At 70.7% G+C, this 24,533-nt stretch carries 25 protein-coding genes; 23 read left to right on the forward strand and 2 right to left on the reverse strand.

Going from position 1 to position 24,533, the window contains the following annotated elements; genetic code table 11:
* Positions 1-14 precede the first annotated feature (14 nt).
* The 3 genes from ACGFYN_RS17805 to ftsH all read left to right on the forward strand — a co-directional run bounded on the left by ACGFYN_RS17805 (position 15) and on the right by ftsH (position 6,110).
* Positions 15-2,462, forward strand: coding sequence for a [protein-PII] uridylyltransferase (locus ACGFYN_RS17805; RefSeq protein ID WP_393866738.1), 2,448 nt, complete (start codon positions 15-17; stop codon positions 2,460-2,462).
* Positions 2,463-2,547: 85 nt separating this feature from the next.
* Positions 2,548-4,098, forward strand: a complete 1,551-nt coding sequence (gene ffh / locus ACGFYN_RS17810) for a signal recognition particle protein (protein WP_393866739.1) — start codon at positions 2,548-2,550, stop codon at positions 4,096-4,098.
* Between the two features lie 74 nt (positions 4,099-4,172).
* Positions 4,173-6,110 carry an ATP-dependent zinc metalloprotease FtsH gene (gene ftsH / locus ACGFYN_RS17815; RefSeq protein ID WP_393866740.1) on the forward strand — a complete coding sequence of 646 codons (1,938 nt, stop codon included), beginning with the start codon at positions 4,173-4,175 and terminating at the stop codon, positions 6,108-6,110.
* Between the two features lie 24 nt (positions 6,111-6,134).
* Here the strand turns inward: ftsH and ACGFYN_RS17820 are convergent, their stop codons facing one another.
* Positions 6,135-7,001: an SAM-dependent methyltransferase gene (locus tag ACGFYN_RS17820; RefSeq protein ID WP_393866741.1), complete on the reverse strand. Its 867-nt coding sequence runs from the start codon at positions 6,999-7,001 to the stop codon at positions 6,135-6,137.
* A gap of 574 nt (positions 7,002-7,575) precedes the next feature.
* On the opposite strand from ACGFYN_RS17820, the gene ACGFYN_RS17825 reads away from it, so the two are divergent.
* The 17 genes from ACGFYN_RS17825 to ACGFYN_RS17905 all read left to right on the forward strand — a co-directional run bounded on the left by ACGFYN_RS17825 (position 7,576) and on the right by ACGFYN_RS17905 (position 20,587).
* The gene (locus ACGFYN_RS17825) at positions 7,576-8,172 is read left to right on the forward strand and encodes a hypothetical protein (RefSeq protein WP_393866742.1); all 597 of its coding nucleotides are present in this window, start codon (positions 7,576-7,578) and stop codon (positions 8,170-8,172) included.
* A 306-nt stretch (positions 8,173-8,478) separates the two neighbouring features.
* Positions 8,479-8,898, forward strand: coding sequence for a 30S ribosomal protein S16 (rpsP, locus tag ACGFYN_RS17830; RefSeq protein ID WP_393866743.1), 420 nt, complete (start codon positions 8,479-8,481; stop codon positions 8,896-8,898).
* Positions 8,899-8,900: 2 nt separating this feature from the next.
* Positions 8,901-9,140 (forward strand): RNA-binding protein, encoded by a 240-nt coding sequence (locus tag ACGFYN_RS17835; RefSeq protein WP_003973401.1) that lies wholly within the window; start codon positions 8,901-8,903, stop codon positions 9,138-9,140.
* 83 nt (positions 9,141-9,223) lie between these two features.
* Positions 9,224-9,766, forward strand: a complete 543-nt coding sequence (gene rimM / locus ACGFYN_RS17840) for a ribosome maturation factor RimM (RefSeq protein WP_393866744.1) — start codon at positions 9,224-9,226, stop codon at positions 9,764-9,766.
* Complete coding sequence (gene trmD, locus ACGFYN_RS17845; RefSeq protein ID WP_393866745.1) at positions 9,766-10,599, forward strand: tRNA (guanosine(37)-N1)-methyltransferase TrmD; 834 nt, start codon at positions 9,766-9,768, stop codon at positions 10,597-10,599. Before rimM ends, trmD begins: the two co-directional genes overlap by 1 nt.
* 134 nt (positions 10,600-10,733) lie before the next feature.
* Positions 10,734-11,084, forward strand: a complete 351-nt coding sequence (gene rplS, locus ACGFYN_RS17850; protein ID WP_393866746.1) for a 50S ribosomal protein L19 — start codon at positions 10,734-10,736, stop codon at positions 11,082-11,084.
* A 45-nt stretch (positions 11,085-11,129) separates the two neighbouring features.
* The gene (lepB, locus tag ACGFYN_RS17855) at positions 11,130-11,846 is read left to right on the forward strand and encodes a signal peptidase I (protein WP_393866747.1); all 717 of its coding nucleotides are present in this window, start codon (positions 11,130-11,132) and stop codon (positions 11,844-11,846) included.
* On the forward strand, positions 11,839-12,945 hold the full coding sequence (lepB, locus tag ACGFYN_RS17860; protein WP_393866748.1) for a signal peptidase I: 1,107 nt from the start codon (positions 11,839-11,841) through the stop codon (positions 12,943-12,945). The genes lepB (ACGFYN_RS17855) and lepB (ACGFYN_RS17860) overlap by 8 nt, the downstream gene beginning before the upstream one ends.
* On the forward strand, positions 12,833-13,840 hold the full coding sequence (gene lepB / locus ACGFYN_RS17865) for a signal peptidase I (protein WP_393866749.1): 1,008 nt from the start codon (positions 12,833-12,835) through the stop codon (positions 13,838-13,840). Before lepB (ACGFYN_RS17860) ends, lepB (ACGFYN_RS17865) begins: the two co-directional genes overlap by 113 nt.
* A 91-nt stretch (positions 13,841-13,931) precedes the next feature.
* Positions 13,932-14,708, forward strand: coding sequence for a signal peptidase I (gene lepB / locus ACGFYN_RS17870; protein ID WP_393866750.1), 777 nt, complete (start codon positions 13,932-13,934; stop codon positions 14,706-14,708).
* A complete protein-coding gene (locus ACGFYN_RS17875) occupies positions 14,698-15,222 on the forward strand; it encodes an NUDIX hydrolase (RefSeq protein WP_393866751.1) in 525 nt (174 codons plus the stop codon). The genes lepB (ACGFYN_RS17870) and ACGFYN_RS17875 overlap by 11 nt, the downstream gene beginning before the upstream one ends.
* Before the next feature lie 56 nt (positions 15,223-15,278).
* Positions 15,279-15,587: a DUF2469 domain-containing protein gene (locus ACGFYN_RS17880; protein ID WP_003965949.1), complete on the forward strand. Its 309-nt coding sequence runs from the start codon at positions 15,279-15,281 to the stop codon at positions 15,585-15,587.
* Between the two features lie 107 nt (positions 15,588-15,694).
* Entirely contained in the window at positions 15,695-16,057 is a 363-nt protein-coding gene (locus tag ACGFYN_RS17885) for a YraN family protein (RefSeq protein WP_393866752.1), read from the forward strand.
* A gap of 1 nt (position 16,058) precedes the next feature.
* Positions 16,059-17,684, forward strand: a complete 1,626-nt coding sequence (locus tag ACGFYN_RS17890; protein ID WP_393866753.1) for a YifB family Mg chelatase-like AAA ATPase — start codon at positions 16,059-16,061, stop codon at positions 17,682-17,684.
* A complete protein-coding gene (dprA, locus tag ACGFYN_RS17895; protein WP_393866754.1) occupies positions 17,681-18,841 on the forward strand; it encodes a DNA-processing protein DprA in 1,161 nt (386 codons plus the stop codon). Before ACGFYN_RS17890 ends, dprA begins: the two co-directional genes overlap by 4 nt.
* A gap of 271 nt (positions 18,842-19,112) precedes the next feature.
* Positions 19,113-19,955: an RNA polymerase sigma factor WhiG gene (gene whiG / locus ACGFYN_RS17900; protein ID WP_393866755.1), complete on the forward strand. Its 843-nt coding sequence runs from the start codon at positions 19,113-19,115 to the stop codon at positions 19,953-19,955.
* A 92-nt stretch (positions 19,956-20,047) separates the two neighbouring features.
* Entirely contained in the window at positions 20,048-20,587 is a 540-nt protein-coding gene (locus ACGFYN_RS17905; RefSeq protein ID WP_393866845.1) for a TetR/AcrR family transcriptional regulator, read from the forward strand.
* A gap of 34 nt (positions 20,588-20,621) precedes the next feature.
* Here the strand turns inward: ACGFYN_RS17905 and ACGFYN_RS17910 are convergent, their stop codons facing one another.
* Complete coding sequence (locus ACGFYN_RS17910) at positions 20,622-21,221, reverse strand: murein hydrolase activator EnvC family protein (protein ID WP_393866756.1); 600 nt, start codon at positions 21,219-21,221, stop codon at positions 20,622-20,624.
* Positions 21,222-21,491: 270 nt separating this feature from the next.
* Here ACGFYN_RS17910 and rpsB point away from each other — a divergent pair, with 270 nt between their 5' ends.
* The 3 genes from rpsB (at position 21,492) to pyrH (ending at position 24,435) form a co-directional block, all read left to right on the forward strand.
* The gene (gene rpsB, locus ACGFYN_RS17915) at positions 21,492-22,472 is read left to right on the forward strand and encodes a 30S ribosomal protein S2 (protein ID WP_393866757.1); all 981 of its coding nucleotides are present in this window, start codon (positions 21,492-21,494) and stop codon (positions 22,470-22,472) included.
* 181 nt (positions 22,473-22,653) lie between these two features.
* The gene (tsf, locus tag ACGFYN_RS17920; protein WP_393866758.1) at positions 22,654-23,490 is read left to right on the forward strand and encodes a translation elongation factor Ts; all 837 of its coding nucleotides are present in this window, start codon (positions 22,654-22,656) and stop codon (positions 23,488-23,490) included.
* A 186-nt stretch (positions 23,491-23,676) separates the two neighbouring features.
* Positions 23,677-24,435 (forward strand): UMP kinase, encoded by a 759-nt coding sequence (gene pyrH, locus ACGFYN_RS17925; protein WP_393866759.1) that lies wholly within the window; start codon positions 23,677-23,679, stop codon positions 24,433-24,435.
* Positions 24,436-24,533: the final 98 nt, after the last annotated feature.

Genomic DNA, 24,533 nt, shown 5'->3' on the forward strand with positions numbered 1-24,533 from the left:
ACAGGAGTCGCCGGGTGTCGAGTACGGACGTGCGCAAGGAAGCAGAGGACTCGGGACCCAGCGGCTACGCGGCGGCCCGGCTGCGCCTCCTCACCGAGGAGGGGCAGTCCGGGCCGCCGCGCCGTACGGCCCTGTCCGCGCTGACGGACAAGTGGCTGGCGGGACTCTTCGGCGCGGGCGCCGAGGGGCTGCGCGGGATCTCCCTGGTCGCCGTCGGCGGCTACGGCCGCGGTGAGCTCTCCCCACGCAGCGACCTGGACCTGCTGCTCCTGCACGACGGCGGTGACACCGAGGCGGTCGCCGCCCTCGCCGACCGCCTCTGGTACCCCGTGTGGGACCTCGGTCTCGCCCTGGACCACTCGGTGCGCACCCCGGGGGAGGCCCGCAAGACGGCAGGGGAGGATCTGAAGGTCCAGCTCGGTCTGCTGGACGCCCGTCACATCGCCGGGGACATGGGTCTGACGGCCGGTCTGCGCACGGCCGTCCTCGCCGACTGGCGCAACCAGGCGCCCAAGCGCCTGCCCGAACTCCAGGAGCTGGGCGCCGAGCGCGCCGAGCGGCAGGGCGAGCTGCAGTACCTGCTGGAGCCGGATCTGAAGGAGGCCCGCGGCGGCCTGCGGGACGCCACCACGCTGCGTGCCGTTGCCGCTTCCTGGGTGGCGGACGCCCCGCGCGAGGGCCTGGCCGAGGCCCGGCGCAGGCTGCTCGACGTACGCGACGCGCTGCACCTGGCGACGGGGCGTGCGACCGACCGGCTCGCGCTCCAGGAACAGGACCAGGTCGCCGCCGAGCTCGGCCTGCTCGACGCCGACACGCTGCTGCGGGAGGTGTACGAGGCGGCGCGCGTCATCTCGTACGCCAGTGACGTCACCTGGCGCGAAGTCGGCCGGGTGCTCAGATCGCGGGCCGTGCGGCCGCGGCTGCGCGCCATGCTCGGCGGCGGGAAGCCGGTCGCCGAGCGCTCACCGCTCGCCGAGGGCGTCGTCGAGCAGGAGGGCGAGGCGGTGCTCGCCCGTGCCGCCCGCCCCGAGCGCGACCCCGTGCTGCCGCTGCGTGCCGCGGCCGCCGCCGCGCAGTCCGGCCTGCCGCTCTCCCTGCACGCCGTGCGGCGCCTGGCGGCGACCGTGCGCCCGCTGCCCACGCCCTGGCCCGCCGAGGCCCGCGAACAACTCGTGACCCTGCTCGGCTCGGGCCGCCCGACCGTCGACGTATGGGAGGCGCTGGAGGCGGAGGGCCTGATCACCCGGCTCCTTCCGGACTGGGAGCGGGTGCGCTGCCGTCCGCAGCGCAACGCCGTTCACCTGTGGACCGTCGACCGGCACCTGATCGAGACGGCCGTCCGCGCCTCCGAGTTCACCCGCCGCGTCCACCGCCCGGACCTGCTCCTGGTCGCCGCCCTGCTGCACGACATCGGCAAGGGCTGGCCGGGCGACCACTCGGTGGCCGGCGAGATCATCGCCAAGGACGTGGCCGCGCGCATCGGCTTCGACCGCGAGGACGTGGCCGTGATCGCCGCCCTCGTACGGCACCACCTGCTGCTGATCGACACGGCCACCCGCCGTGACCTGGAGGACCCGGCCACGCTTCGCTCGGTCGCCGAGGCCGTCGGCACGCAGTCCACGCTGGAGCTGCTGCACGCGCTGACCGAGGCGGACGCGCTGGCCACCGGCCCGGCCGCCTGGTCGTCCTGGCGCGGTTCGCTCGTGGCGGACCTGGTCAAGCGGGTGTCCGGGGTGCTCGCCGGCGACCCGCTGGACGAGCCCGAGGCGGCCGCGCCCACCGCCGAACAGGAACGCCTGGCCATCGAGGCGGTCGCGACGGGCAGCCCGGTGCTGTCCCTGCGCGCGCAGACCGAGCCGCCGGCGGAGGACCAGCCGTCCGGCGACCCGGAGCCGCTCGGCGTCGAACTCCTCATCGCCGTACCGGACCAGCCGGGCGTGCTGCCCGCCGTGTCCGGCGTGCTCGCCGTGCACCGGCTGACCGTGCGCACCGCTGAGCTGCGCGCCCTGGAACTGCCGGACGGCGTCGAGGGTTCGGTCCTGCTGCTGAACTGGCGGGTGGCCGCGGAGTACGGGTCCCTGCCGCAGGCCGCCCGGCTGCGTGCCGATCTGGTCCGCGCCCTCGACGGCTCCCTGGACATCGCGGGCCGCCTCGCCGAACGCGACGCCGCGTACCCGCGCCGCCGGGGCGTCGTGGCCCCGCCGCCCCGGGTGACCGTCGCCCCGGCCGCCTCCCACCTGGCCACGGTGATAGAGGTACGCGCCCAGGACGCCCCTGGCCTGCTGTTCCGCATCGGCCGCGCCCTGGAGGACGCCAACGTCCAGGTCCGCAGCGCCCACGTCTCCACCCTGGGCGCGAACGCGGTGGACGCCTTCTACGTGACCGGCCCGGAGGGCGCGCCCCTGCCGGGCGAGGAGGCGGCGTCGGTGGCCCGGAAACTGGAGGAGATGTTGCGGGGCTGAAGACGGGATCCCGGCGTCGTACCGACCCGGGATACCCTGGAGGGCGATTCGTCAGCTGCCACCGACCCCGAGGACCGCGAGCGCCGTGTTCGATACTCTTTCCGATCGCCTCTCAGCGACTTTCAAGAACCTGCGCGGCAAGGGACGGCTCTCCGAGGCGGACATCGACGCCACCGCGCGCGAGATCCGAATCGCGCTGCTCGAGGCCGACGTGGCGCTGCCCGTCGTCCGGTCGTTCATCAAGAACGTCAAGGAGCGTGCCCTCGGCGCCGAGGTCTCCCGGGCGCTGAACCCGGCGCAGCAGGTCCTGAAGATCGTCAACGACGAGCTCGTCACGATCCTCGGCGGCGAGACCCGGCGCCTGCGCTTCGCCAAGCAGCCGCCGACCGTGATCATGCTGGCGGGTCTGCAGGGCGCCGGTAAGACCACTCTCGCGGGCAAGCTCGGCCACTGGCTGAAGGAGCAGGGCCACTCGCCGCTGCTGGTCGCCGCCGACCTCCAGCGTCCGAACGCCGTGAACCAGCTGAGCGTCGTCGCCGAGCGCGCCGGCGTCGCGGTCTACGCGCCCGAGCCGGGCAACGGCGTGGGCGACCCGGTCAAGGTCGCCAAGGACTCCATCGACTTCGCGAAGTCCAAGGTCCACGACATCGTGGTGGTGGACACCGCCGGCCGCCTCGGCATCGACCAGGAGATGATGCAGCAGGCCGCGGACATCCGCGACGCCGTCTCCCCGGACGAGATCCTGTTCGTCGTCGACGCGATGATCGGCCAGGACGCCGTCACCACCGCGGAGGCCTTCCGCGACGGCGTCGGCTTCGACGGTGTGGTGCTCTCCAAGCTCGACGGCGACGCGCGCGGTGGTGCGGCCCTGTCGATCCGCCAGGTCACCGGCATGCCCATCATGTTCGCGTCGAACGGCGAGAAGCTCGACGACTTCGACGCCTTCCACCCTGACCGGATGGCCTCCCGCATCCTCGACATGGGTGACCTGCTCACCCTGATCGAGCAGGCGGAGAAGACGTTCAGCCAGGAAGAGGCCCAGAAGATGGCCTCCAAGCTGGCGTCGAAGAAGGGCCAGGACTTCACCCTGGACGACTTCCTGGCCCAGATGGAGCAGGTCAGGAAGATGGGCAGCATCAGCAAGCTGCTCGGCATGCTCCCCGGCATGGGCCAGATCAAGGACCAGATCAACAACCTCGACGAGCGCGACGTCGACCGCACGGCCGCGATCATCAAGTCGATGACGCCGACCGAGCGCCAGGAGCCGACGATCATCAACGGCTCGCGCCGCGCCCGTATCGCCAAGGGCTCCGGCGTCGAGGTCAGCGCCGTGAAGAACCTGGTCGAGCGGTTCTTCGAGGCCCGCAAGATGATGTCCCGCATGGCCCAGGGCGGCGGCATGCCGGGGATGCCCGGGGTGCCGGGCATGGGCGGCGGTCCCGGCCGCAGCAAGAAGCAGCCGAAGAAGGCCAAGGGCAAGCAGCGCTCCGGCAACCCGATGAAGCGCAAGCAGCAGGAGCTGGAGGAGGCCGCACGCCGGGCCGCCGCCGCCGAGGGCGGTGCCTTCGGCGTGCCGGGCCAGCAGCCCCCGCAGGACTTTGAGCTCCCGGACGAGTTCAAGAAGTTCATGGGCTGAGGCCTGGAGAAGGCCGGGGGCCGGGTTCGCCCGCTGCGCGTGCCAGGGGTTGGTCGTTGTCGTAACGTCCGGATATGACCAACCCCGCGCCGCCGCGCAAGTCGCCGGACCAGCCCTGGCGCACCGAGGGCACGCCCGACGAGACGCCGAAGCCGTCTCCGGGCGGGCGCAGGATGCGCGGCGGCTGGTGGAGCCTGATCCTCACCGCGCTGGTCGTCTACCTGATCGCGAACCTGGTCCTGTCGTTCTTCAACGAGGGCGACGAGCCGACGATCTCGTACACCGAGTTCAGCAAGCAGGTGGACGCGGGCAACGTCAAGAAGATCTACGCCAAGGGCGACGCGATCCAGGGCCAGCTCAAGAAGGGCCGGGACAATCCCGAGGGCGAGGGCAAGTACACCAAGTTCAACACCCAGCGCCCGTCCTTCGCGGACGACAAGCTCTGGGAGGACCTGACCAAGCACGACGTCACGGTCACGGCCGAACCGGTCGTCCAGCACCGTAGTTTTCTGGCCAATCTGCTGATCTCGCTGGCGCCGATGCTGCTCCTGATCGCGGTGTGGGTCTTCATCGCGCGGCGGATGAGCGCGGGGCTCGGCGGCGCGGGCGGGATGCTCGGCCGCAAGGCGCCGCCCAAGCCGATCGAGCTGGAACCGGGGCAGCAGCGCACGACCTTCGAGGACGTGGCCGGCATCGACGAGGTGGAGGGTGAGCTCAACGACGTCGTCGACTTCCTCAAGAACCCGGACGCCTACCGCAGGATGGGCGCCAAGATGCCGCGCGGCGTGCTGCTCACCGGCCCGCCCGGTACCGGCAAGACCCTCCTCGCCCGCGCCGTCGCCGGCGAGGCGGGCGTGCCCTTCTTCTCCGCCTCTGCCTCCGAGTTCATCGAGATGATCGTCGGCGTCGGCGCCTCACGCGTGCGCGAGCTGTTCGCGGAGGCCCGCAAGGTGGCCCCGTCGATCATCTTCATCGACGAGATCGACACCATCGGCCGTGCCCGCGGCGGCGGTTCGGGCGTGGGCGGCCACGACGAGCGCGAGCAGACGCTGAATCAGATCCTGACCGAAATGGACGGCTTCTCGGGCTCCGAGGGCGTCATCGTCATCGCCGCCACCAACCGCGCGGACGTCCTGGACCCGGCCCTGACCCGCCCCGGCCGCTTCGACCGCGTCGTCCAGGTCTCGCCCCCGGACCGCGGCGGCCGTGAGGCGATCCTGGAGATCCACACCCGCGAGATCCCGCTCGCCCAGGGCGTCGACCTCGCCCAGATCGCCCGTACGACCCCGGGCATGACCGGCGCGGAACTCGCCAACCTCGCCAACGAGGCGGCCCTGCTCGCCGTCAAGCGCAAACAGGAGCGGGTGACGCAGGGCGACCTCTCTGAGGCCCTGGAAAAGGTCCAACTGGGCGCCGAACGGCCCCTGGTGATGCCGGAGGAGGAGCGCCGGCGCACCGCGTACCACGAGAGCGGCCACGCCCTGCTCGGCATGCTCCAGCCCGGCGCCGACCCCGTCCGCAAGATCACCATCGTCCCGCGCGGCCGGGCCCTCGGCGTCACGCTCTCGACACCGGAGTCCGACAAGTACGCGTACACCGAGGAGTACCTGCGCGGCCGCATCATCGGCGCCCTCGGCGGCATGGCCGCGGAGCAGGTCGTCTACGGCGTCGTCACGACCGGCGCCGAGAACGACCTGGAGCAGGTCACCAGCATCGCGCGCGGGATGGTCGCCCGATGGGGGATGAGCGAGCGCGTCGGCCGGCTGTCCGCCCTGCCCGGCGACGCCCAGCAGGCGTACGGCCTGGCGGCCGCCCCGCAGACCCTCGACGTCATCGAGGGCGAGATGCGCCGGATCGTCGACGAGTGCTACGACGAGGCGCGCCGCAAGCTGAGCGAGCACCGCTCACAACTCGACGCCCTCGCCCACGCGTTGCTGGAGAACGAGACCCTGGAGGAGGCGGACGCCTACCGCATCGCGGGCGTCACGCGCCTGACGAAGGAGAAATCCTGAGCGACGGGCCCTGACGGCCGGGCTCTAGGGGACCCGCGCGATCAGGTACCGGAAGACGTTCGGCATCCACACGGTCCCGTCCGTCCGCAGATACGGATGCAGCGCCTCCGTCAGCTCCTTGTCCACCTGCGAGTGGTCCGTCGCGCAGACCGCCGCGTCGAACAGGCCCGTCGACAGCAGCCCCCGTACCGCGCTCTCCATGTCCGCGTACCCGAAGGGGCACGCGACCCGTCCCGAGCCGTCGGGCTTCAGCCCCGCCCGCTGGGCCACCTCCTCCAGGTCGTCGCGAAGGGCGGGGCGCCAACTGCCCGCGCTGCGCAGCGGATCCGCCAGCTTGGCGGCCACCCGCAGCACGGACGACGTGGTGCAGCGTTCCGGCGGACCCCAGCCGGCGAGCACCACGGGCGCCCCGCGCTCGGCGAGCGGCGTCGCTGCCTGCAACAGCCCGCCGAGCCCCTCCGAGTCGCCCGCCAGACACCCGATGGGCTCGAAAGCGGTCACCAGGGTGTACGCGGGCGTCTCCGCGCCGCTCGCGGCCCCTATGTCCTCGGGTGAACCGTCGACGAGCCGGGCGCCCGCACGCGCGCGTGGGCGCCACGCGTCCGGGAGCAGCCGCTCCCGCGCGAGGGCGAGCCGTTCGGGGGAGGAGTGGTCGATGCCGGTGACCGCGGCCCCTCTTGACGCCGCCATGAGCAGGGCGAGTCCGCTGCCGCAGCCGAGCCCCAGCACCCGCGTGCCGGCGCCCACTTCCAGTCGCTCGTAGACGGCCTCGTAGAGCGGGACCAGCATCCGCTCCTGTATTTCGGACCAGTCACGCGCGCGTGCACACCGGTCCACCCGGGGTGTCTCACCCGCGTGGGAGAAGTGCCGCCGCACGAGCGTAGGTGTCATGTAAAGCGCCCCAATCCGACGAGAGTTGCCGCTGTGCCCTTTTCCATAGCCCCCGTGACGTGCGCTCGCACTCCCCCCGTATGCCAGGTAACTCCGCACTCGACCGCGCGTCCAGTGCTATCCGGGCCCAGCTTGAGGGTTCGCTGCGGGAGTGGCGAGATTTCACATCCCGGCAACCTGGGCCACTACGATCGCCGGGTCCGCACCGGGGGGCGCGCGGCCTGGCCGTACGGCGTCGTCCCGCGGAGGAAGGGCCGGTGCCGGGGAGCGGGGAGGCGCCCGGTAACGTCGCGGGCGCCGGCGGCGCTCAGTGAGATGACGCCCTCCGCCGCGAGAGCGACCGAAACGCCTCTTGCGCATCTCCGGATCACCGCCGTACCGGCGCGTGGACATCATCTACGCGCCGGGTCGTAGCTTCGACTACGTACCGGCTTGGTATGAGCTGTGAGGTTTCTCCGCAGATCAGCGCACCCGCCCTCGTCGCGACGCATCAGCGGCAACTGACGGGTACGTGCAAATTATTTGGGATGCCCCGGAATCGGAACACAGCGGCACCCCCGCTCGTTGTCATTACGTGAGCACGACACAGACACCACCTGTTCTGGCCGCAGAGCTGGCACAGGCGTGGGCCGATATTCAGCGGTACCACCCCGAGCTGCCCGATCTGGCCGCGCCCGAGTCCCTGATCGGAGAGTCCTCGTCCGCCTGCGGTCACGAGCTCTCCTTCGAGCGACTGCTCCATGAGGCAGTCCATGGCATCGCCGCCGCGCGCGGCGTGCGCGACACGTCCCGTGCCGGCCGATACCACAACCGCAGATTCCTCGCCATCGCCGAGGAGCTGGGCCTGGACCACCCCGACGAACCGCACCCCAGCAGCGGTTTCTCGCTGGTCACGCTCAACCCCGAGGCCAAGCGCCGCTACCGCCCGACGATCGAGCGGCTCCAGCGGGCCCTGAAGGCCCACACGGCGGCCACCTCCGCCGACACCCCGAAGAGCTTCCGGGGCCCGGCCGCCCGGCACGGCTCCTCCGGTGGCGGTGTCCGGGTGAAGGCGGTCTGCGACTGCGGCCGTAACGTCCGCGTGGTCCCGTCCGTCCTGGCCCAGGCTCCGATCGTGTGCGGCGGCTGCGGGAAGCCGTTCCGCATCCCGGAGGTGGTGGGGGCGGCCTGACGGCGACCGTCGGTACCGGCATCTCGTGGCTGCCGGTGCGGTCGACGGATTCCCGGGTGCCGCTGCCGTCCGCGTGGCAGCGGCACCTCGGAGCGCCGGGCGCCGCTCAGTCATGCCCGAAGGCCCGGGCCACCCCCTCGGCCGGAAGCGACCCTCGGCGTATGGCACAATGGCTAGCTGTACTCGACAGCCGCACAGGACCCCTCTCTCCTCCGGCTGACGCGTCCATCGGGCACTCGGGTACCGCAACCCCACGCGGCCATCTCGCCGTGCCCAACCACGTCAAAACCAGGAGAACCCACTCCCGTGGCAGTCAAGATCAAGCTGAAGCGTCTGGGCAAGATCCGTTCGCCTCACTACCGCATCGTCGTCGCCGACTCCCGCACCCGCCGTGACGGCCGTGCGATCGAGGAGATCGGTCTGTACCACCCGGTGCAGAACCCCTCGCGCATCGAGGTCGACGAGGACCGCGTGGCGTACTGGCTCTCCGTCGGCGCCCAGCCGACCGAGCCCGTGCTCGCCATCCTGAAGAAGACCGGCGACTGGCAGAAGTTCAAGGGCGAGCCCGCCCCGGCGCCGCTGCTGCAGCCGGCCGAGAAGGCCGCGCGCCCCTCGTTCGAGGCCCTTGGTGGCGACGACGAGGGCAAGGGTGAGGCCATCACCCAGAAGAAGAAGGCTGAGAAGAAGGACGAGGCTGCCGCCGAGTCCGCGTCGACCGAGGCCTGAGCATGCTCGAGGAGGCTCTCGAGCACCTCGTGAAGGGCATCGTCGACAACCCTGACGATGTGCAGGTCGCCTCGCGCAACCTGCGCCGCGGACGCGTGCTCGAGGTCCGGGTACACCCCGACGACCTCGGCAAGGTGATCGGCCGCAACGGCCGCACCGCACGCGCTCTGCGCACCGTCGTGGGCGCCATCGGCGGCCGCGGTGTCCGCGTCGACCTCGTCGACGTGGACCACGTCCGCTGACGCCAAACGCAACACCGGCTCGGGCCGGGGAGGGCCACTGGGCCGTCCCCGGCCCGCAGTCGTATGACAGGAGATTTGGACACGTGCAGCTGGTAGTCGCGCGGATCGGCCGTGCCCATGGCATCAAGGGCGACGTCACCGTCGAGGTACGCACCGACGAGCCGGAACTCAGGCTCGCGCCCGGAGCCGTGCTCACCACCGATCCCGCCGTCGCGGGACCCCTCACCATCGAGACCGGCCGCGTCCACAGCGGTCGCCTCCTCCTGCGCTTCGCGGGCGTCAAGGACCGCACCGCCGCCGAAGCCCTCCGCAACATCCTCCTGATCGCCGAGGTCGACCCGGAGGAGCTGCCCGAGGAGGAGGACGAGTACTACGACCACCAGCTGATGGACCTGGACGTGGTCACCGCGGACGGCGTCGAGGTCGGCCGGATCACCGAGATCTCGCACCTGCCGTCCCAGGACCTCTTCATCGTCGAGCGGCCCGACGGGAGCGAGGTGATGATCCCCTTCGTCGAGGAGATCGTCACCGAGATCGACCTTCAGGAGCAGCGGGCGGTCATCACCCCGCCGCCGGGCCTGATCGACGACAAGGCAGAGGTCGCGTCCTCACGGGACGAGTCCTGATGCGCCTCGACGTCGTCACGATCTTCCCCGAGTACCTGGAACCGCTGAACGTCTCCCTCGTCGGCAAGGCACGCGCGCGTGGGCAGCTGAACGTCCATGTGCACGACCTGCGCGCGTGGACGTACGACCGCCACAACACGGTCGACGACACCCCGTACGGCGGCGGCCCCGGCATGGTCATGAAGACCGACCCCTGGGGCGACGCGCTCGACTCCGTCCTCGCCGACGGCTACGAGAACGGCTCCCACGCGCCCGCCCTGATCGTCCCCACGCCCAGCGGCCGCCCCTTCACCCAGGAACTCGCCGTGGAGCTCGCCGAGCGCCCGTGGCTGATCTTCACGCCCGCGCGCTACGAGGGCATCGACCGCCGCGTGATCGACGAGTACGCCCGCCGTATGCCCGTCCACGAGGTGTCCATCGGCGACTACGTCCTCGCGGGCGGCGAGGCGGCCGTCCTGGTCGTCACGGAGGCCGTGGCGCGCCTCCTGCCCGGCGTCCTCGGCAACGCCGAGTCCCACCGCGACGACTCCTTCGCGCCCGGCGCCATGGCCAACCTCCTGGAAGGCCCCGTCTACACCAAGCCGCCCGAGTGGCGCGGCCGCGGCATCCCCGACGTGCTGCTCAGCGGGCATCACGGCAAGATCGCGCGCTGGCGCCGCGACGAGGCCCTGAGACGTACGACGGCCAACCGGCCCGACCTCATCGAGCGCTGCGATCCCAAGGCCTTCGACAAGAAGGACCGCGAGATGCTCTCCATCCTGGGCTGGGCCCCGGATCCGGAGGGGGAGCCGTACGGCCGATTTTGGCGCAGGACAGAGGGCGTGGAAGAATAGGCCGCTGCTGTGCGCCGTCCGGCGTGCGCCCCTGCCGCAGGGGGACACGACGCCCGCCCCGACGACGGCAGCATCCTTCAGGAAAACCTAGTTCCCGTTGATGACCTGTGGCATCAGCGAAGAAAGCAGACGAAATGTCTCACCTGCTCGACACCGTCGACTCCGCGTCGCTGCGCAGCGACCTCCCGGCCTTCCGCCCGGGCGACACGGTCAACGTCCACGTCCGCGTCATCGAGGGCAACCGCTCCCGTGTGCAGCAGTTCAAGGGCGTTGTGATCCGCCGCCAGGGTGCCGGCGTGCGCGAGACCTTCACGGTCCGCAAGGTCTCCTTCTCCGTCGGCGTCGAGCGCACCTTCCCGGTGCACACCCCGATCGTGGAGAAGATCGAGCTCGTCACCCGTGGTGACGTGCGTCGCGCCAAGCTGTACTACCTGCGCGAGCTGCGCGGCAAGGCGGCGAAGATCAAGGAGAAGCGCGAGAGCTGAGCTCGCGCCGGGGTCCATAGGACGGCCGGATAACATTCCGCCCCGATGGACACCGAACCACAGCAGACGGAGCGCGACCGCTCCTCCCGCCCTTCCAAGTCCGAGGAGACCTCGGACACAGGAGGACGAGAGGGACGGTCGCGTTTCGCGTTGGTGTCGCGGATCACCGACTGGCTGCCGGGCGGGCGGATCTCCCTGACCCTGCTCGTCTGCCTGGTGTTTTTGCTGCTTCTCAACGCTTTCGTGGTGCAACCGTTCCAGATTCCCAGCGGATCCATGGAAAACGGATTGAGGATCGGGGACCGCGTTCTCGTAAATAAGTTGGCGTACCGTTTCGGTGCCGAACCGCGGCGCGGCGATGTCGTCGTGTTCGACGGAGCCGGGTACTTCGGTAGCGGGGACTACATCAAGCGCGTCGTTGGTGTGGGGGGAGACCATGTGGTCTGCTGCGACAGGGAGGGGAGGATCGAGGTGAACGGCCGGTCGGTCGACGAGTCGACGTTCCTGTACCCCGGTGACACCCCGTCCTCGGTGCCCTTCAAGGTCGTCGTGCCCGACGGCACCCTCTTCGTCCTCGGCGACCACCGCGGCGACTCCAGCGACTCCCGCGACCACCTGGGCTCACCCGGCGGCGGCATGATCCCGGTCTCCGTCGTCGTCGGACGCGCCGACTGGATCGTCTGGCCCGCCCCCCACTGGACCCGTCTGCACCGTCCCGGCGCCTACGCGCGCGTGCCGGCCGCCGGCGGTGCCCATGGGTAATCGCGGCAGGCCGCGCGGCTCGGGGCCCGGTGACCCCTTCGGTACGGACAACCTGCTGCCCACCGGCTCCCGGCGCACCGGCGGTTCGGTGGCGAACGGCCGTACCCGTGCCGAGCGGCGCAAGCTTCAGCGCAAGGTCAAACGAAAGCGCAGGCGCAGCGCGGTCAAGGAGATACCCCTCCTCGTCGGCGTCGCCGTCCTCATAGCCCTGGTCCTGAAGACGTTCCTCGTCCAGGCGTTCGTGATCCCGTCCGGCTCGATGGAGCAGACGATCCGGATCGGCGACCGCGTCCTGGTCGACAAGTTCACCCCCTGGTTCGGCTCCAAGCCCAAGCGCGGGGACGTCGTCGTCTTCAGGGATCCCGGCGGCTGGCTCGCGGACGAGCAGACCACGACCAAGAAGAACGACCCCATCGTCGTCAAGCAGGTCAAGGAAGGGCTGACCTTCATCGGCCTGCTGCCGTCCGACAACGAGAAGGACCTCATCAAGCGGGTCATCGGCGTCGGCGGCGACCACGTCAAGTGCTGTGACGCGCAAGGGCGGATGACCGTCAACGGCGTGCCCCTGACCGAGGCCGACTATCTGTATCCCGGAAACGTCCCCTCCACACAGGAGTTCGACATCACCGTCCCCAAGGGACGGCTGTGGGTGATGGGTGACCACCGCGCCAACTCCGCGGACTCCCGGGCCCATCAGAACACCGACTACGGCGGGACGGTCTCCGAGGACTCGGTGGTGGGACGGGCAATGGTGATCGCCTGGCCGTTCGGCCACTGGAACGCCTTGAAAGAACCTAAAACTTTCGCTTCCGTTTCCAACTCCGTGTCGGGGACGACCGCGGCCCCGCAGCTGTCGCATAGGGTTGCTTCCGACGATTTCAACGGAACGATCCAGCTCCCGAGCCCTGCGGAACTCCCGCTCGTTATGGGAGTGGTGGGCCTGCACCGTGTCTGGGGCAGGCGGCGGCACAGAGTAAGGAGTTGGCGTGGGGGATGTGGCGGTTGGCGCACGGTCCGGACACGACGGCGAGGAGCACCGCGGCAATTCCGTGGACGCTGCCGTCCCGGCCGCGGACAGCGCCGTGACCTCCGGGAATGACTCCGGGGCGACCGAGGACGGCAGGAGGCCGGACAGCCGGGACCGGACCGACGAGGAGGGCTCGGGCGGCACGCCCCCCAGGGCCGGGAAACAGCGCTCCTTCTGGAAGGAGCTGCCCATCCTGATCGGTATCGCGCTCGTACTGGCGCTGCTGATCAAGACCTTCCTGGTGCAGGCGTTCTCGATTCCGTCGGACTCGATGCAGAACACCCTCCAGCAGGGCGACCGCGTCCTCGTCGACAAGCTCACCCCCTGGTTCGGCTCCAAGCCGGAGCGCGGCGAGGTCGTCGTCTTCCACGACCCGGACAACTGGCTGGCGGGCGAGCCCACGGCGACCCCGAACGCGCTGCAGAAGGTGCTCAGCTGGATCGGCCTGATGCCGTCCGCGGAGGAGAAGGACCTGATCAAGCGGGTCATCGGCGTGGGCGGCGACACCGTCTCCTGCAAGGGCTCCGGCCCGCTGATGGTCAACGGCAAGGCGCTGAACGACACGTCGTTCGTCTACGCCGGCAACACCCCGTGCAGCGTCGACGACCAGGGCGGCCAGTTCTCGGTGAAGGTCCCCAAGGGATACATCTGGGTCATGGGCGACCACCGCCAGAACTCCCGCGACTCGCGCTACAACCAGAGCGACAAGCACAACGGCATGGTCCCGGTGAACAAGGTCGTCGGCCGCGCCATCGTCATCGCCTGGCCGATCACCCGCTGGGACACCCTGCCCATCCCGGACACCTTCGACCAGCCCGGTCTGGACAAGCAGTCCTCGGCGTCCGCCGCCCTGACGGCCGCGCCGAACGCGCTCGCCATCGCGGGCACCGTGCCGGTGGTGCTGTGGCGGCGCAGGCGGACCGCGCCCGTGGACACCCGCCGAGGCGGCTCCGTGGAGCACGTCTGACCCCGGCTTGGTGAAGCCCTGGTGTAGCTGTGCCCAAGGCGGCCGGTGAAGGGCTGACCGGGTCAGGTACCGCCGGGTAGGGTGCGGACCCATGGGTGGCGAGAGCACTACGCGTACGGCCCCGCGCAGCGGTGGCACCAGCACAGGCCCGGTGGGCAGCAAGGCCGGACAGCGACTGTCCGGACTGGCCGTCGCACTGGGCGTCGTGCTGTTCCTGGGAGGATTCGCCTGGGGAGCGGTGATGTACCGGCCGTACACCGTGCCGACCAGCTCGATGTCGCCGACGATCGGCGTCGGCGACCGGGTGCTGGCACAGCGTGTGGACGGCAGTGAGATACGCAGGGGCGACGTCGTCGTCTTCAACGACACGAGCTGGGTGACCGGCTCGGCCGTGGTCAAGCGCGTGGTGGCGGTCGGCGGTGACACGGTCTCCTGCTGCACGAACGGCAAGCTGACCGTCAACGGCAAGCAGATCGACGAGTCGTACCTCAAGGGCAACGTCGTCGAGGACAAGAAGATCCCGACCGTGAAGGTCCCCAAGGGCCGCCTGTTCCTGCTCGGTGACGAGCGTGAGGGCTCCCTGGACTCCTCCGCCCACCTCAGCGACGCGGCGCAGGGCACGGTCCCCGAGTCCGCCGTGACGGCCCGCGTCGACGCCGTCGCCTGGCCCATGAAGGGCATGCTGGAGCGCCCCACGGGCTTCGAGACCCTCGGCGCGCTGTCCCAGCCGGGACCGCTGACCATCATCGTCACCATGATCGTCGCGGGTGCCGTCCTCGTCTTCGCCGGCGGCGCCTACGGCCCGATCGCCAAGCGGACGGCCGCCCGGCGGTCCCGTACGCGGACGGAGCCCGTGGGTGCCCGCTGACACCACGGGCGCGTACGGGGACTCGTACACGGGTGGCCTGCGCAAGGTGGCCCGGGTGGTCCTGCTCGACCCCGACGACCGCATCCTCCTGCTCAACGGCCACGAGCCGGACGACCCCTCCGACGAGTGGTGGTTCACGCCGGGCGGCGGGCTGGAGGGCGACGAGAGTCGTGAACAGGCCGCACTGAGGGAACTCATGGAGGAGACCGGCATCACCGACGTGGAGCTCGGACCGGTGCTGTGGCGGCGGATGTGCTCCTTCCCGTTCGCGGGCCGCCGCTGGGACCAGGACGAGTGGTACTTCCTGGCCCGTACGACCCAGACGACGACCGAGGCCACACGCCTCACGGAGCTGGAGCGGCGCAGCGTCGCCGGAGCACGCTGGTGGACCTGTGAGGAACTTGCTCTGGCCCATGAGACGGTGTATCCGACCAGACTCGCCGAGCTGCTGCGCCTGCTGCTCGACGAAGGTCCCCCTGCCGGGCCCGTGACCCTAGACGCGGAAATCGTCTAGGGGCTCACGGGACTGGCGCACAATGGTGGGATCGCACGGCTGAAGGGGAAGCTGCCATGAGCGCCGAGGACCTCGAGAAGTACGAGACCGAGATGGAGCTGAAGCTCTACCGGGAGTACCGCGATGTCGTCGGTCTGTTCAAATACGTGATCGAAACCGAGCGGCGCTTCTACCTCACCAACGACTACGAGATGCAGGTGCACTCGGTCCAGGGCGAGGTGTTCTTCGAGGTGTCCATGGCGGACGCCTGGGTGTGGGACATGTACCGGCCGGCCCGGTTCGTGAAGCAGGTGCGCGTGCTCACGTTCAAGGATGTGAACATCGAGGAGCTCAACAAGAGCGACCTGGAGCTGCCGGGCGGCTGATCCTCACTCGTGTGAGTGACGGGTTTGTCCACAACCGGTGAGTAGCCCACCAAGATCCACTCGGTCGGGCCGGATGCGTGACGGTTGGCGCCGGAGGTGGTGCCGACATGAACGCACGCAGTGCACTCGGCAGGTACGGCGAGGATCTGGCCGCACGGCGGCTGGCAGAAGCCGGGATGACGGTCCTGGAACGCAATTGGCGTGGTGGCAGGACCGGTGAGATCGACATCGTCGCCCTGGACGGCGAGGTGCTGGTCGTCTGTGAGGTGAAGACCCGCCGGGACGGCCGCTTCGAGCACCCGATGGCCGCGGTCACGCCGGACAAGGCGAGGCGGCTGCGGGACCTGGCCGAGCGCTGGATCCAGACCCATGGGGGAGCGCCGCCGGGAGGTGTCCGTGTCGACCTGGTCGGCGTGATCCTGCCCGACAAGGGCGCCCCCGTGGTCGAGCACGCGCGAGGGGTGGCCTGACATGGGATTCGCGCGTACGTGCTCGGTGGCGCTGGTGGGCGTCGAAGGAGTGGTCGTCGAGGTCCAGGCGGACCTGGAGCCGGGGGTTGCGGCCTTCACGCTGGTGGGGCTGCCGGACAAGAGCCTGACCGAGAGCCGGGACCGGGTGCGGGCGGCGGTCGTCAATTCGGGTGGCGAGTGGCCGCAGAAGAAGCTCACGGTCGGCCTCAGCCCGGCGTCGGTCCCCAAGGCGGGCTCGGGCTTCGACCTGGCCGTCGCCTGCGCGGTGCTCGGCGCCGCCGAGCGGATCGACCCACGGGTGCTCGCCGACATCGTGATGATCGGGGAGCTCGGCCTGGACGGCCGGGTGCGTCCTGTGCGGGGCATCCTGCCCGCGGTGCTGGCCGCGGCGGACGCGGGCTACGAGCAGGTGGTGGTGCCGGAGTGCGCGGCCGCCGAGGCCTCGCTGGTGCCCGGTGTCTCGGTGCTGGGTGTCCGCAGCCTGCGGCAGCTGATCGCCGTGCTGACCGACGAGCCGGTGCCCGACGAGGAACCGGACGACCTTGGCCGCCCGGACCCGCTGCTGGCCGGGCTGCGCGTGCCGGGCACCGGCGCGGCCACCGGTAAGCACAGCCTGGGCGCCGCACAGCACGATCACGACCACGACCTGGCGGACGTCGTGGGCCAGACCTCGGCCCGCACGGCGGTGGAGGTGTCCGCCGCGGGCGGCCACCATCTGTTCCTGGAAGGGCCGCCAGGCGCCGGCAAGACCATGCTCGCGGAGCGGCTGCCGGCCGTACTGCCCCGGCTCACCCGCGAGGACTCGCTCGAGGTCACCGCGGTGCACTCGGTCGCCGGGCTGCTGCCGCCCGGCAAGCCGCTCATCGATATCGCGCCCTACTGCGCCCCGCACCACTCGGCGACGATGCAGTCCCTCGTCGGCGGCGGCCAGGGCGTCGCCCGCCCTGGCGCGGTGTCGCTGGCCCACCGGGGCGTGCTCTTCCTGGACGAGGCACCGGAGTTCCACAGCCAGACCCTCGATGCCCTGCGGCAGCCCCTGGAAGCCGGGCATGTGGTGATCGCGCGCAGCGCCGGGGTGGTGCGGTTCCCCGCCAGATTCCTGATGGTGCTCGCCGCCAACCCGTGCCCGTGCGGACGCTTCTCGCAGCGGGACTCGCTGTGCGACTGCCCGCCGTCCGCGATCCGCCGGTATCAGGCCCGGTTGTCCGGGCCGCTGCTCGACCGGGTGGACTTGCGCGTCGAGGTCGACCCGGTCACCCGTGCGCAGCTGACCGCGCCCGGCGCCCGGGGTGAGTCCACCGCCACGGTCGCCGACCGGGTCAGGGCGGCGCACGAGCGCACGGCGGCGCGCCTTGCGGACACCCCCTGGCGGTCCAACAGCGAGGTCCCCGGGCGGGAACTGCGCAGCCGCTGGCACGCGGAGCCAGGAGCCATGGACGACGCCGAGCGCAATCTGGAGCGCGGAGTGCTCACCGCGCGCGGCCTCGACCGCGTGCTGCGGGTCGCCTGGACCGTGGCGGATCTCGTCGGCCGGGGCCGTCCCGACGCGACCGACGTGGCCCTGGCCCTGCAACTGCGCACGGGCGTCCCGCGGGGAGTTCCGATGGCCATCGGGGCGCCCGCATGAGGGCCGGCGACGACCCTGTCGCCGAGCGGCACGCCCGGGTCTTCCTGGCCCGGGTGCTCGAGCCGGGGGACGAGGTCGGCGGGCGATGGGTGCGGGAGCTCGGGGCGACGGAGGTGGTCCGGCGGCTGCGCGAGGGCGGGCCGCAGCTCGCCGGGGTGACCGACAAGCGCTGGGCCGGGCTCCTGGCCCGCGCGCTGCAGGCCGAGCCGGAGCAAGACCTCGCTGCGGCGCGGGACGCCGGGGTGCGGTTCGTGGCACCGGGGGACGGCGAGTGGCCGGGGCAGCTCGACGATCTGGGGGACGCCCGGCCCTGCGGACTGTGGGTGCGCGGTAAGCCCAGTCTGCGGATGTGGGCGCTGCGCTCGGTCGCCGTCGTGGGTGCCCGCGCCTGCACCGAGTACGGCGCCCACATGGCGGCCACGCTCGGCGCGGGGCTCGCCGAGCACGGCTGGGTGGTCGTCTCCGGCGGCGCCTACGGGGTCGACGGCGCCGCGCACCGGGGCGCGCTGGGGGCCGGCGGGGCCACCGTGGCGGTCCTCGCCTGCGGGGTCGACCGGCCCTACCCGCGCGGACACACCGAGTTGATCACCAGGATCGCGGAACAGGGGCTCGTCGTCGGGGAGTTGCCGCCCGGTGACCACCCGACGCCGAGCAGATTCATCGTCCGCAACCGCGTGATCGCCGCTCTGACCAGGGGGACCGTGGTCGTCGAGGCCGCCCACCGCAGCGGCTCGCTGGTCACGGCGCGGGCCGCGCAGCGGCTGGGGCGCCACACCATGGGCGTGCCCGGGCCGGCCACCAGCGGTCTCTCCGCGGGGGTGCACGAACTCCTGCGGGACGACGCCGTGCTCGTCACCGACGCCGCGGACGTCGTCGAGCTGGTCGGCGACATGGGGGAGCTGGCCCCTGACCGGCGGGGGCCCGTGCTGCCGCGCGATCTCCTGGAGCCGGGCGCCCGGCGCGTGCTGGCCGCGCTGCCGGGCCGCGGCGCGGCACCGCCCGGGGCGATCGCGCGGGGTGCGCAGACCACGCAGGACGACGCGATCGCGAGACTGTACGAACTCCGATCACTTGGTTACGTCGAACGACACGGCGACGGCTGGAAGTTGACACGCCAGGCGATGATCTCCGTCCGCGGAGGCCGGAGCCGGTGTTGACCGAGGGTGTTCGGCCGTCCGGGGGAAGCCCGAGACCTGTGTAAATGCCCGCAGTTGGCGTTCCACGGTGCTCACGCAGAGCAATCGCTGTGACTCGGTGGTGCGCACTGAGGAACGTATCTGCGCACGGGTCACGGGCCGCTGTTCGCTCACCGCGACACTTCAGTCACGCTACGCTCACGTGGATTCCGACGCAGACAGGCATCTCGACATCAGACCGACAGCTCACCCAGGCACCCCCACTTCACGGCAGAACGGCACAAGGCGACGAATGCCCCAGCACACCTCCGGGTCCGACCGGGCGGCGATCCCCCCAGCCGCCCGTGGCGGTGGCAGCGTGCGGCCGCCCGCTCCCTCGACGCTCGACGAGCTGTGGCGGTCGTACAAGGACACGGGGGACGAGCGGCTGCGGGAGCAGCTGATCCTGCACTATTCGCCGCTGGTCAAGTACGTGGCGGGACGGGTGAGCGTCGGTCTGCCGCCCAATGTCGAGCAGGCCGACTTCGTCTCGTCCGGGGTGTTCGGGCTGATCGACGCGATTGAGAAGTTCGACATCGACCGGGAGATCAAGTTCGAGACGTACGCGATCACCCGGATCCGGGGCGCGATGATCGACGAGCTCCGGGCACTGGACTGGATCCCGCGGTCGGTGCGCCAGAAGGCGCGGAACGTGGAGCGGGCGTACGCGACCCTGGAGGCGCGCCTTCGCCGGACGCCGTCGGAGGGGGAGGTGGCCTCCGAGATGGGCATCGCGGTCGACGAACTCCACGCGGTGTTCAGCCAGTTGTCGCTGGCCAACGTGGTGGCCCTGGAAGAGCTGCTGCATGTGGGCGGTGAGGGCGGCGACCGGCTCAGCCTGATGGACACGCTGGAGGACACCGCCGCCGACAACCCCGTGGCGGTGGCCGAGGACCGGGAGCTGAGGCGGTTTCTGGCCCGGGCGATCAACACGCTGCCCGACCGCGAGAAGACCGTCGTCACGCTGTACTACTACGAGGGCCTCACGCTCGCCGAGATCGGGAACGTCCTGGGTGTGACCGAGAGCCGGGTCAGCCAGATCCACACCAAGTCGGTGCTCCAGCTGCGGGCGAAGCTGGCGAGCTTCGGTCGTTGAGGAACGCGACCCGCTCCCGCCGGGGGTGGTCCGTCCGTAAAGTGGTTGACGTGCCAAGGATTCGAGCGGCCTCCGTGGCCGAGCACCGGTCGATGCAGCGGGCCGCCCTGCTGGACGCGGCCCGGTCGTTGCTGTCCGAGGGAGGGACCGAGGCGCTGACCTTCCCGGCCCTCGCCGAGCGGACGGGGCTTGCGCGGTCGTCCGTGTACGAGTACTTCCGCTCCCGTGCGGCGGTCGTCGAGGAGCTGTGCGAGGTCGACTTTCCCGTGTGGGCCGCGGAGGTCTCGGCGGCCATGGAGCGGGAGGGGACGGCCGAGGCCAAGGTCGAGGCGTATGTGCGTCAGCAGCTGGAGCTGGTGGGGGACCGGCGGCATCGGGCCGTCGTGGCGATCTCCGCCGGCGAGCTGGACGCGGGGGCCCGGGAGAAGATCCGGGCCGCGCACGGCGGGCTGGTGGCGATGATCGTCGAGGCGCTGTCGCAGATGGGGCACTCGGAGCCGCGGCTGGCCGCGATGTTGCTGCAGGGGATCGTGGACGCGGCGGTGCGGCGGATCGAGCTGGGCGCGGCGGAGGTGCCTTCGGCTGTCGCCGACGCGGCCGTGGGTATGGCTTTGCGGGGTGTGCGGGGCTGAGACCGGGGCCAGGGAGGCGCCGCCCGCCCGCAGGCTAGGCAGGCTCGTGCGGCAACGGTACGCCGAGCACCGGCAGCAGCCTCGACGGTCCCGTCCGCAACAGCCCAGGTGGCAGGAGGGACAGCGGGTTGAGGTAGGCCCTGCCCCTCAGCAAGCCCCAGTGGACGCACGTGAGCGTGCAGTGCGAAGCGACCGGCTCCACCGTCCCCACCACCTCCCCGGCCTCCACCTCGTCCCCCTTCTTCACCGACACCGACGCCTTTACGGGTTCGTACGTCGTACGTAAGTCCGTGCCGTCCAGCTCCACGGAGACCACGCCCCGGCCCGCCACCCGGCCGGCGAAGGAGATGCGGCCGGGTGCCACCGCTCGTACCGGGGTGCCGGGCGGGGCCGCGAGGTCGACGCCCCGGTGGCCGCGGCCGTAGAGAGTCGCCGGGGGTTCCCAGCCCCGCAGGACCGCGGGGTGGGTTCCCACGGGCCAGGCGCGGCCGAGGGCCGGCGTGGGCGGGGTCCGGGGTGGGACGGGAGGCGGGGAGCCCGCCCAGGCCCACGGGGTCAGCACGGCCAGGGCCAAGGCCAGGGCCAGGGCCGGCGGTAACGCCCATGACAGCCGCACACTTCGGTTCGCTCGCATGCCGCAACCGTCCCGCACTCCCGGCGATCATGGCCGGGACCTGTGGACCACCGCGCGGTTGTGGACAGCGGCGTCACCCGCTGCCTCGCCGGTCCCGTACACTTCTTCTGGCGATCCGGGTCACCGGGTCGACTTCGCACGCCCCGACACCAGGTGGTCACAAGCCGGTGTCAGCGCTCCTCGGTCCTTCGTGGCACGGCGCATGCGGGCGTCAGGCGCGGGAGCCGTCCGGTCCCCGCGGCACAACCGAGAAAATCAAGGAGAACGGCCATGGCCGTCGTCACGATGCGGGAGCTGCTGGAAAGCGGCGTCCACTTCGGTCACCAGACCCGTCGTTGGAACCCGAAGATGAAGCGCTTCATCTTCACGGAGCGCAACGGCATCTACATCATCGACCTGCTCCAGTCGCTGTCGTACATCGACCGCGCCTACGAGTTCGTCAAGGAGACCGTCGCCCACGGCGGCACGGTCATGTTCGTCGGCACGAAGAAGCAGGCGCAGGAGGCCATCGCCGAGCAGGCCACCCGCGTCGGCATGCCCTTCGTCAACCAGCGCTGGCTGGGCGGCATGCTCACCAACTTCTCCACCGTCTACAAGCGTCTGCAGCGCCTCAAGGAGCTCGAGCAGATCGACTTCGAGGACGTCGCCGCGTCCGGTCTGACCAAGAAGGAGCTTCTCGTGCTCTCGCGCGAGAAGGCCAAGCTGGAGAAGACCCTCGGCGGTATCCGCGAGATGTCCAAGGTTCCCAGCGCCGTCTGGATCGTGGACACCAAGAAGGAGCACATCGCGGTCGGTGAGGCCCGGAAGCTCAACATCCCGGTCGTCGCCATCCTCGACACCAACTGTGACCCCGACGAGGTCGACTACAAGATCCCGGGCAACGACGACGCGATCCGCTCCGTCACCCTGCTCACCCGTGTGATCGCGGACGCGGTCGCCGAGGGCCTCATCTCCCGCTCCGGTGTCGCCACCGAGGGCAAGGGCGAGAAGGCCGCGGGCGAGCCGCTCGCCGAGTGGGAGCGCGACCTGCTCGAGGGCGAGAAGAAGGCCGACGAGGCCGAGAAGCCGGCCGAGGCCGCTGCTGAGGCTCCCACCGCTGAGGCCCCCGCGGCTGAGGCCGAGTCTCCGGCTGCCGAGGCCCCCGCCGCCGAGGCCGCCGCTGCGGCCGAGGCCCCCGCCGCTGAGGCCGAGGCTCCCGCCGCTGAGGCTCCGGCCGCCGAGGCTCCCGCTGCGGACGCCGAGCAGGCCTGACCGTCAGCGTCCTGAAGTTGACGGCGGGAGCGGTGCTGCAGCCAATAGCGCCTCCGGCGCGGTGACAGCCGCTCCCGCCGTTCACCCGTAGGTCGGCGGAGTGTCAGCGGCCCCGACCACATGGGGCTGTAGACCCCGTAGATCTTCGATCTTCCAGACTTCGAGAAAGATTCAAAGACTCATGGCGAACTACACCGCCGCCGACGTCAAGAAGCTTCGTGAGCTCACCGGCGCCGGCATGATGGACTGCAAGAAGGCGCTGGACGAGGCCGAGGGCAACGTCGACAAGGCCGTCGAGGCGCTCCGGATCAAGGGCCAGAAGGGCGTCGCCAAGCGCGAGGGCCGCTCGGCCGAGAACGGCGCCGTCGTCTCCATCATCGCCGACGACAACTCCTCCGGCGTCCTCGTCGAGCTGAAGTGCGAGACGGACTTCGTCGCCAAGGGCGAGAAGTTCCAGGCCGTCGCCACCGCGATCGCCGAGCACGTCGCCAAGACCTCCCCGGCCGACCTCGAGGCGCTGCTCGCCTCCGAGATCGAGGCCGGCAAGACCGTCCAGGCGTTCGTGGACGAGGCCAATGCCAACCTGGGCGAGAAGATCGTCCTGGACCGCTTCGCGCAGTACGCCGACGGTTTCGTCCTCGCGTACATGCACCGCACGATGCCCGACCTGCCCCCGCAGATCGGTGTCCTGGTCGAGCTCGACAAGCCCAACGCCGAGGTCGCCAAGGGCGTCGCGCAGCACATCGCCGCCTTCTCGCCGAAGTACCTCTCCAAGGAGGACGTGCCGGCCGACGTCGTCGAGTCCGAGCGCCGCGTCGCCGAGGAGACCACCCGCGCCGAGGGCAAGCCCGAGGCCGCCCTGCCGAAGATCGTCGAGGGTCGCCTCAACGGCTTCTTCAAGGACGCCACGCTGCTCGGTCAGCCGTACGCGCTCGACAACAAGAAGTCGGTCCAGAAGGTTCTGGACGAGGCCGGTGTCACCCTGAAGCGCTTCACGCGTATCAAGGTCGGCATCTGAGTCCGTGCCGCGAGCGGCGTCCCGGCCCGATAGGGTCGGGAGCAGTCGTCCGGTACGCCGTCACGCGAGCGTGACGGGCGACAGCAGATCTGACGAGGAGGCCATTGCCGCGCATGGGTTGCGAACGACACCCCACCGGCAGTGGCCTTCTTCGTATGTGCACCACATGAAAGAGGCGGGATCTCGATGACCACCAAGGCCCAGAAGAGCGACGACGGCAAAGTACCCGGTCGGTTTCTGCTGAAGCTGTCCGGTGAGGCATTCTCCGGCGGCGGGGGCCTGGGTGTGGACCCCGACGTGGTGCACAAGATGGCCCGTGAGATCGCGTCCGTCGTGCGGGACGGCGCGCAGATCGCCGTGGTCATCGGCGGCGGCAACTTCTTCCGCGGCGCCGAGCTCCAGCAGCGCGGCATGGACCGGGCCCGCTCCGACTACATGGGCATGCTCGGCACCGTGATGAACTGCCTCGCCCTGCAGGACTTCCTGGAGCGGGAAGGCATCCAGTCCCGGGTGCAGACCGCCATCACCATGGGCCAGGTCGCCGAGCCCTACATCCCGCTGCGTGCCGTCCGGCACCTGGAGAAGGGCCGTGTGGTCATCTTCGGCGCCGGGATGGGCATGCCGTACTTCTCCACCGACACCACTGCCGCCCAGCGCGCCCTGGAGATCGACGCCGAGGCGCTGCTGATGGGCAAGAACGGCGTGGACGGGGTCTACGACTCCGACCCCAAGCGCAACCCGGACGCGGTCAAGTTCGACTCCCTCGGCTACGGCGAGGTGATCACCCGCGACCTCAAGGTCGCAGACGCCACGGCCATCACGCTCTGCCGCGACAACAAGCTCCCGATCCTCGTCTTCGAGCTTCTGACGGAGGGCAATATCGCGCGCGCCGTCAAGGGTGAGAAGATCGGCACGCTTGTGGGTGACCGCGGCAGCCGGGACTGACCGGCAACACCTACGGACCCTGACCGGGGGATGGACAATGTCCTGCCGGTCGGGAACCGTGCAGGAAGAAGACGCGACGCAGCCGGCCGCCGCCCCAC

Source organism: Streptomyces sp. NPDC048419 (assembly GCF_043200415.1).
Classification (GTDB): Bacteria; Actinomycetota; Actinomycetes; order Streptomycetales; family Streptomycetaceae; genus Streptomyces.

What these genes read in the sequence shown, in the direction of transcription:
- ftsH (WP_393866740.1), top strand. Translation starts at nt 4,173, where the DNA reads ATGACCAACCCCGCGCCGCCGCGCAAGTCGCCGGACCAGCCCTGGCGC.
- ACGFYN_RS17820 (WP_393866741.1), bottom strand. Translation starts at nt 7,001, where the DNA reads ATGACACCTACGCTCGTGCGGCGGCACTTCTCCCACGCGGGTGAGACA.
- ACGFYN_RS17835 (WP_003973401.1), top strand. Translation starts at nt 8,901, where the DNA reads ATGCTCGAGGAGGCTCTCGAGCACCTCGTGAAGGGCATCGTCGACAAC.
- trmD (WP_393866745.1), top strand. Translation starts at nt 9,766, where the DNA reads ATGCGCCTCGACGTCGTCACGATCTTCCCCGAGTACCTGGAACCGCTG.
- rplS (WP_393866746.1), top strand. Translation starts at nt 10,734, where the DNA reads ATGTCTCACCTGCTCGACACCGTCGACTCCGCGTCGCTGCGCAGCGAC.
- lepB (WP_393866747.1), top strand. Translation starts at nt 11,130, where the DNA reads ATGGACACCGAACCACAGCAGACGGAGCGCGACCGCTCCTCCCGCCCT.
- lepB (WP_393866748.1), top strand. Translation starts at nt 11,839, where the DNA reads ATGGGTAATCGCGGCAGGCCGCGCGGCTCGGGGCCCGGTGACCCCTTC.
- lepB (WP_393866750.1), top strand. Translation starts at nt 13,932, where the DNA reads ATGGGTGGCGAGAGCACTACGCGTACGGCCCCGCGCAGCGGTGGCACC.
- ACGFYN_RS17880 (WP_003965949.1), top strand. Translation starts at nt 15,279, where the DNA reads ATGAGCGCCGAGGACCTCGAGAAGTACGAGACCGAGATGGAGCTGAAG.
- ACGFYN_RS17885 (WP_393866752.1), top strand. Translation starts at nt 15,695, where the DNA reads ATGAACGCACGCAGTGCACTCGGCAGGTACGGCGAGGATCTGGCCGCA.
- ACGFYN_RS17890 (WP_393866753.1), top strand. Translation starts at nt 16,059, where the DNA reads ATGGGATTCGCGCGTACGTGCTCGGTGGCGCTGGTGGGCGTCGAAGGA.
- dprA (WP_393866754.1), top strand. Translation starts at nt 17,681, where the DNA reads ATGAGGGCCGGCGACGACCCTGTCGCCGAGCGGCACGCCCGGGTCTTC.
- whiG (WP_393866755.1), top strand. Translation starts at nt 19,113, where the DNA reads ATGCCCCAGCACACCTCCGGGTCCGACCGGGCGGCGATCCCCCCAGCC.
- ACGFYN_RS17905 (WP_393866845.1), top strand. Translation starts at nt 20,048, where the DNA reads ATGCAGCGGGCCGCCCTGCTGGACGCGGCCCGGTCGTTGCTGTCCGAG.
- ACGFYN_RS17910 (WP_393866756.1), bottom strand. Translation starts at nt 21,221, where the DNA reads ATGCGAGCGAACCGAAGTGTGCGGCTGTCATGGGCGTTACCGCCGGCC.
- rpsB (WP_393866757.1), top strand. Translation starts at nt 21,492, where the DNA reads ATGGCCGTCGTCACGATGCGGGAGCTGCTGGAAAGCGGCGTCCACTTC.
- tsf (WP_393866758.1), top strand. Translation starts at nt 22,654, where the DNA reads ATGGCGAACTACACCGCCGCCGACGTCAAGAAGCTTCGTGAGCTCACC.
- pyrH (WP_393866759.1), top strand. Translation starts at nt 23,677, where the DNA reads ATGACCACCAAGGCCCAGAAGAGCGACGACGGCAAAGTACCCGGTCGG.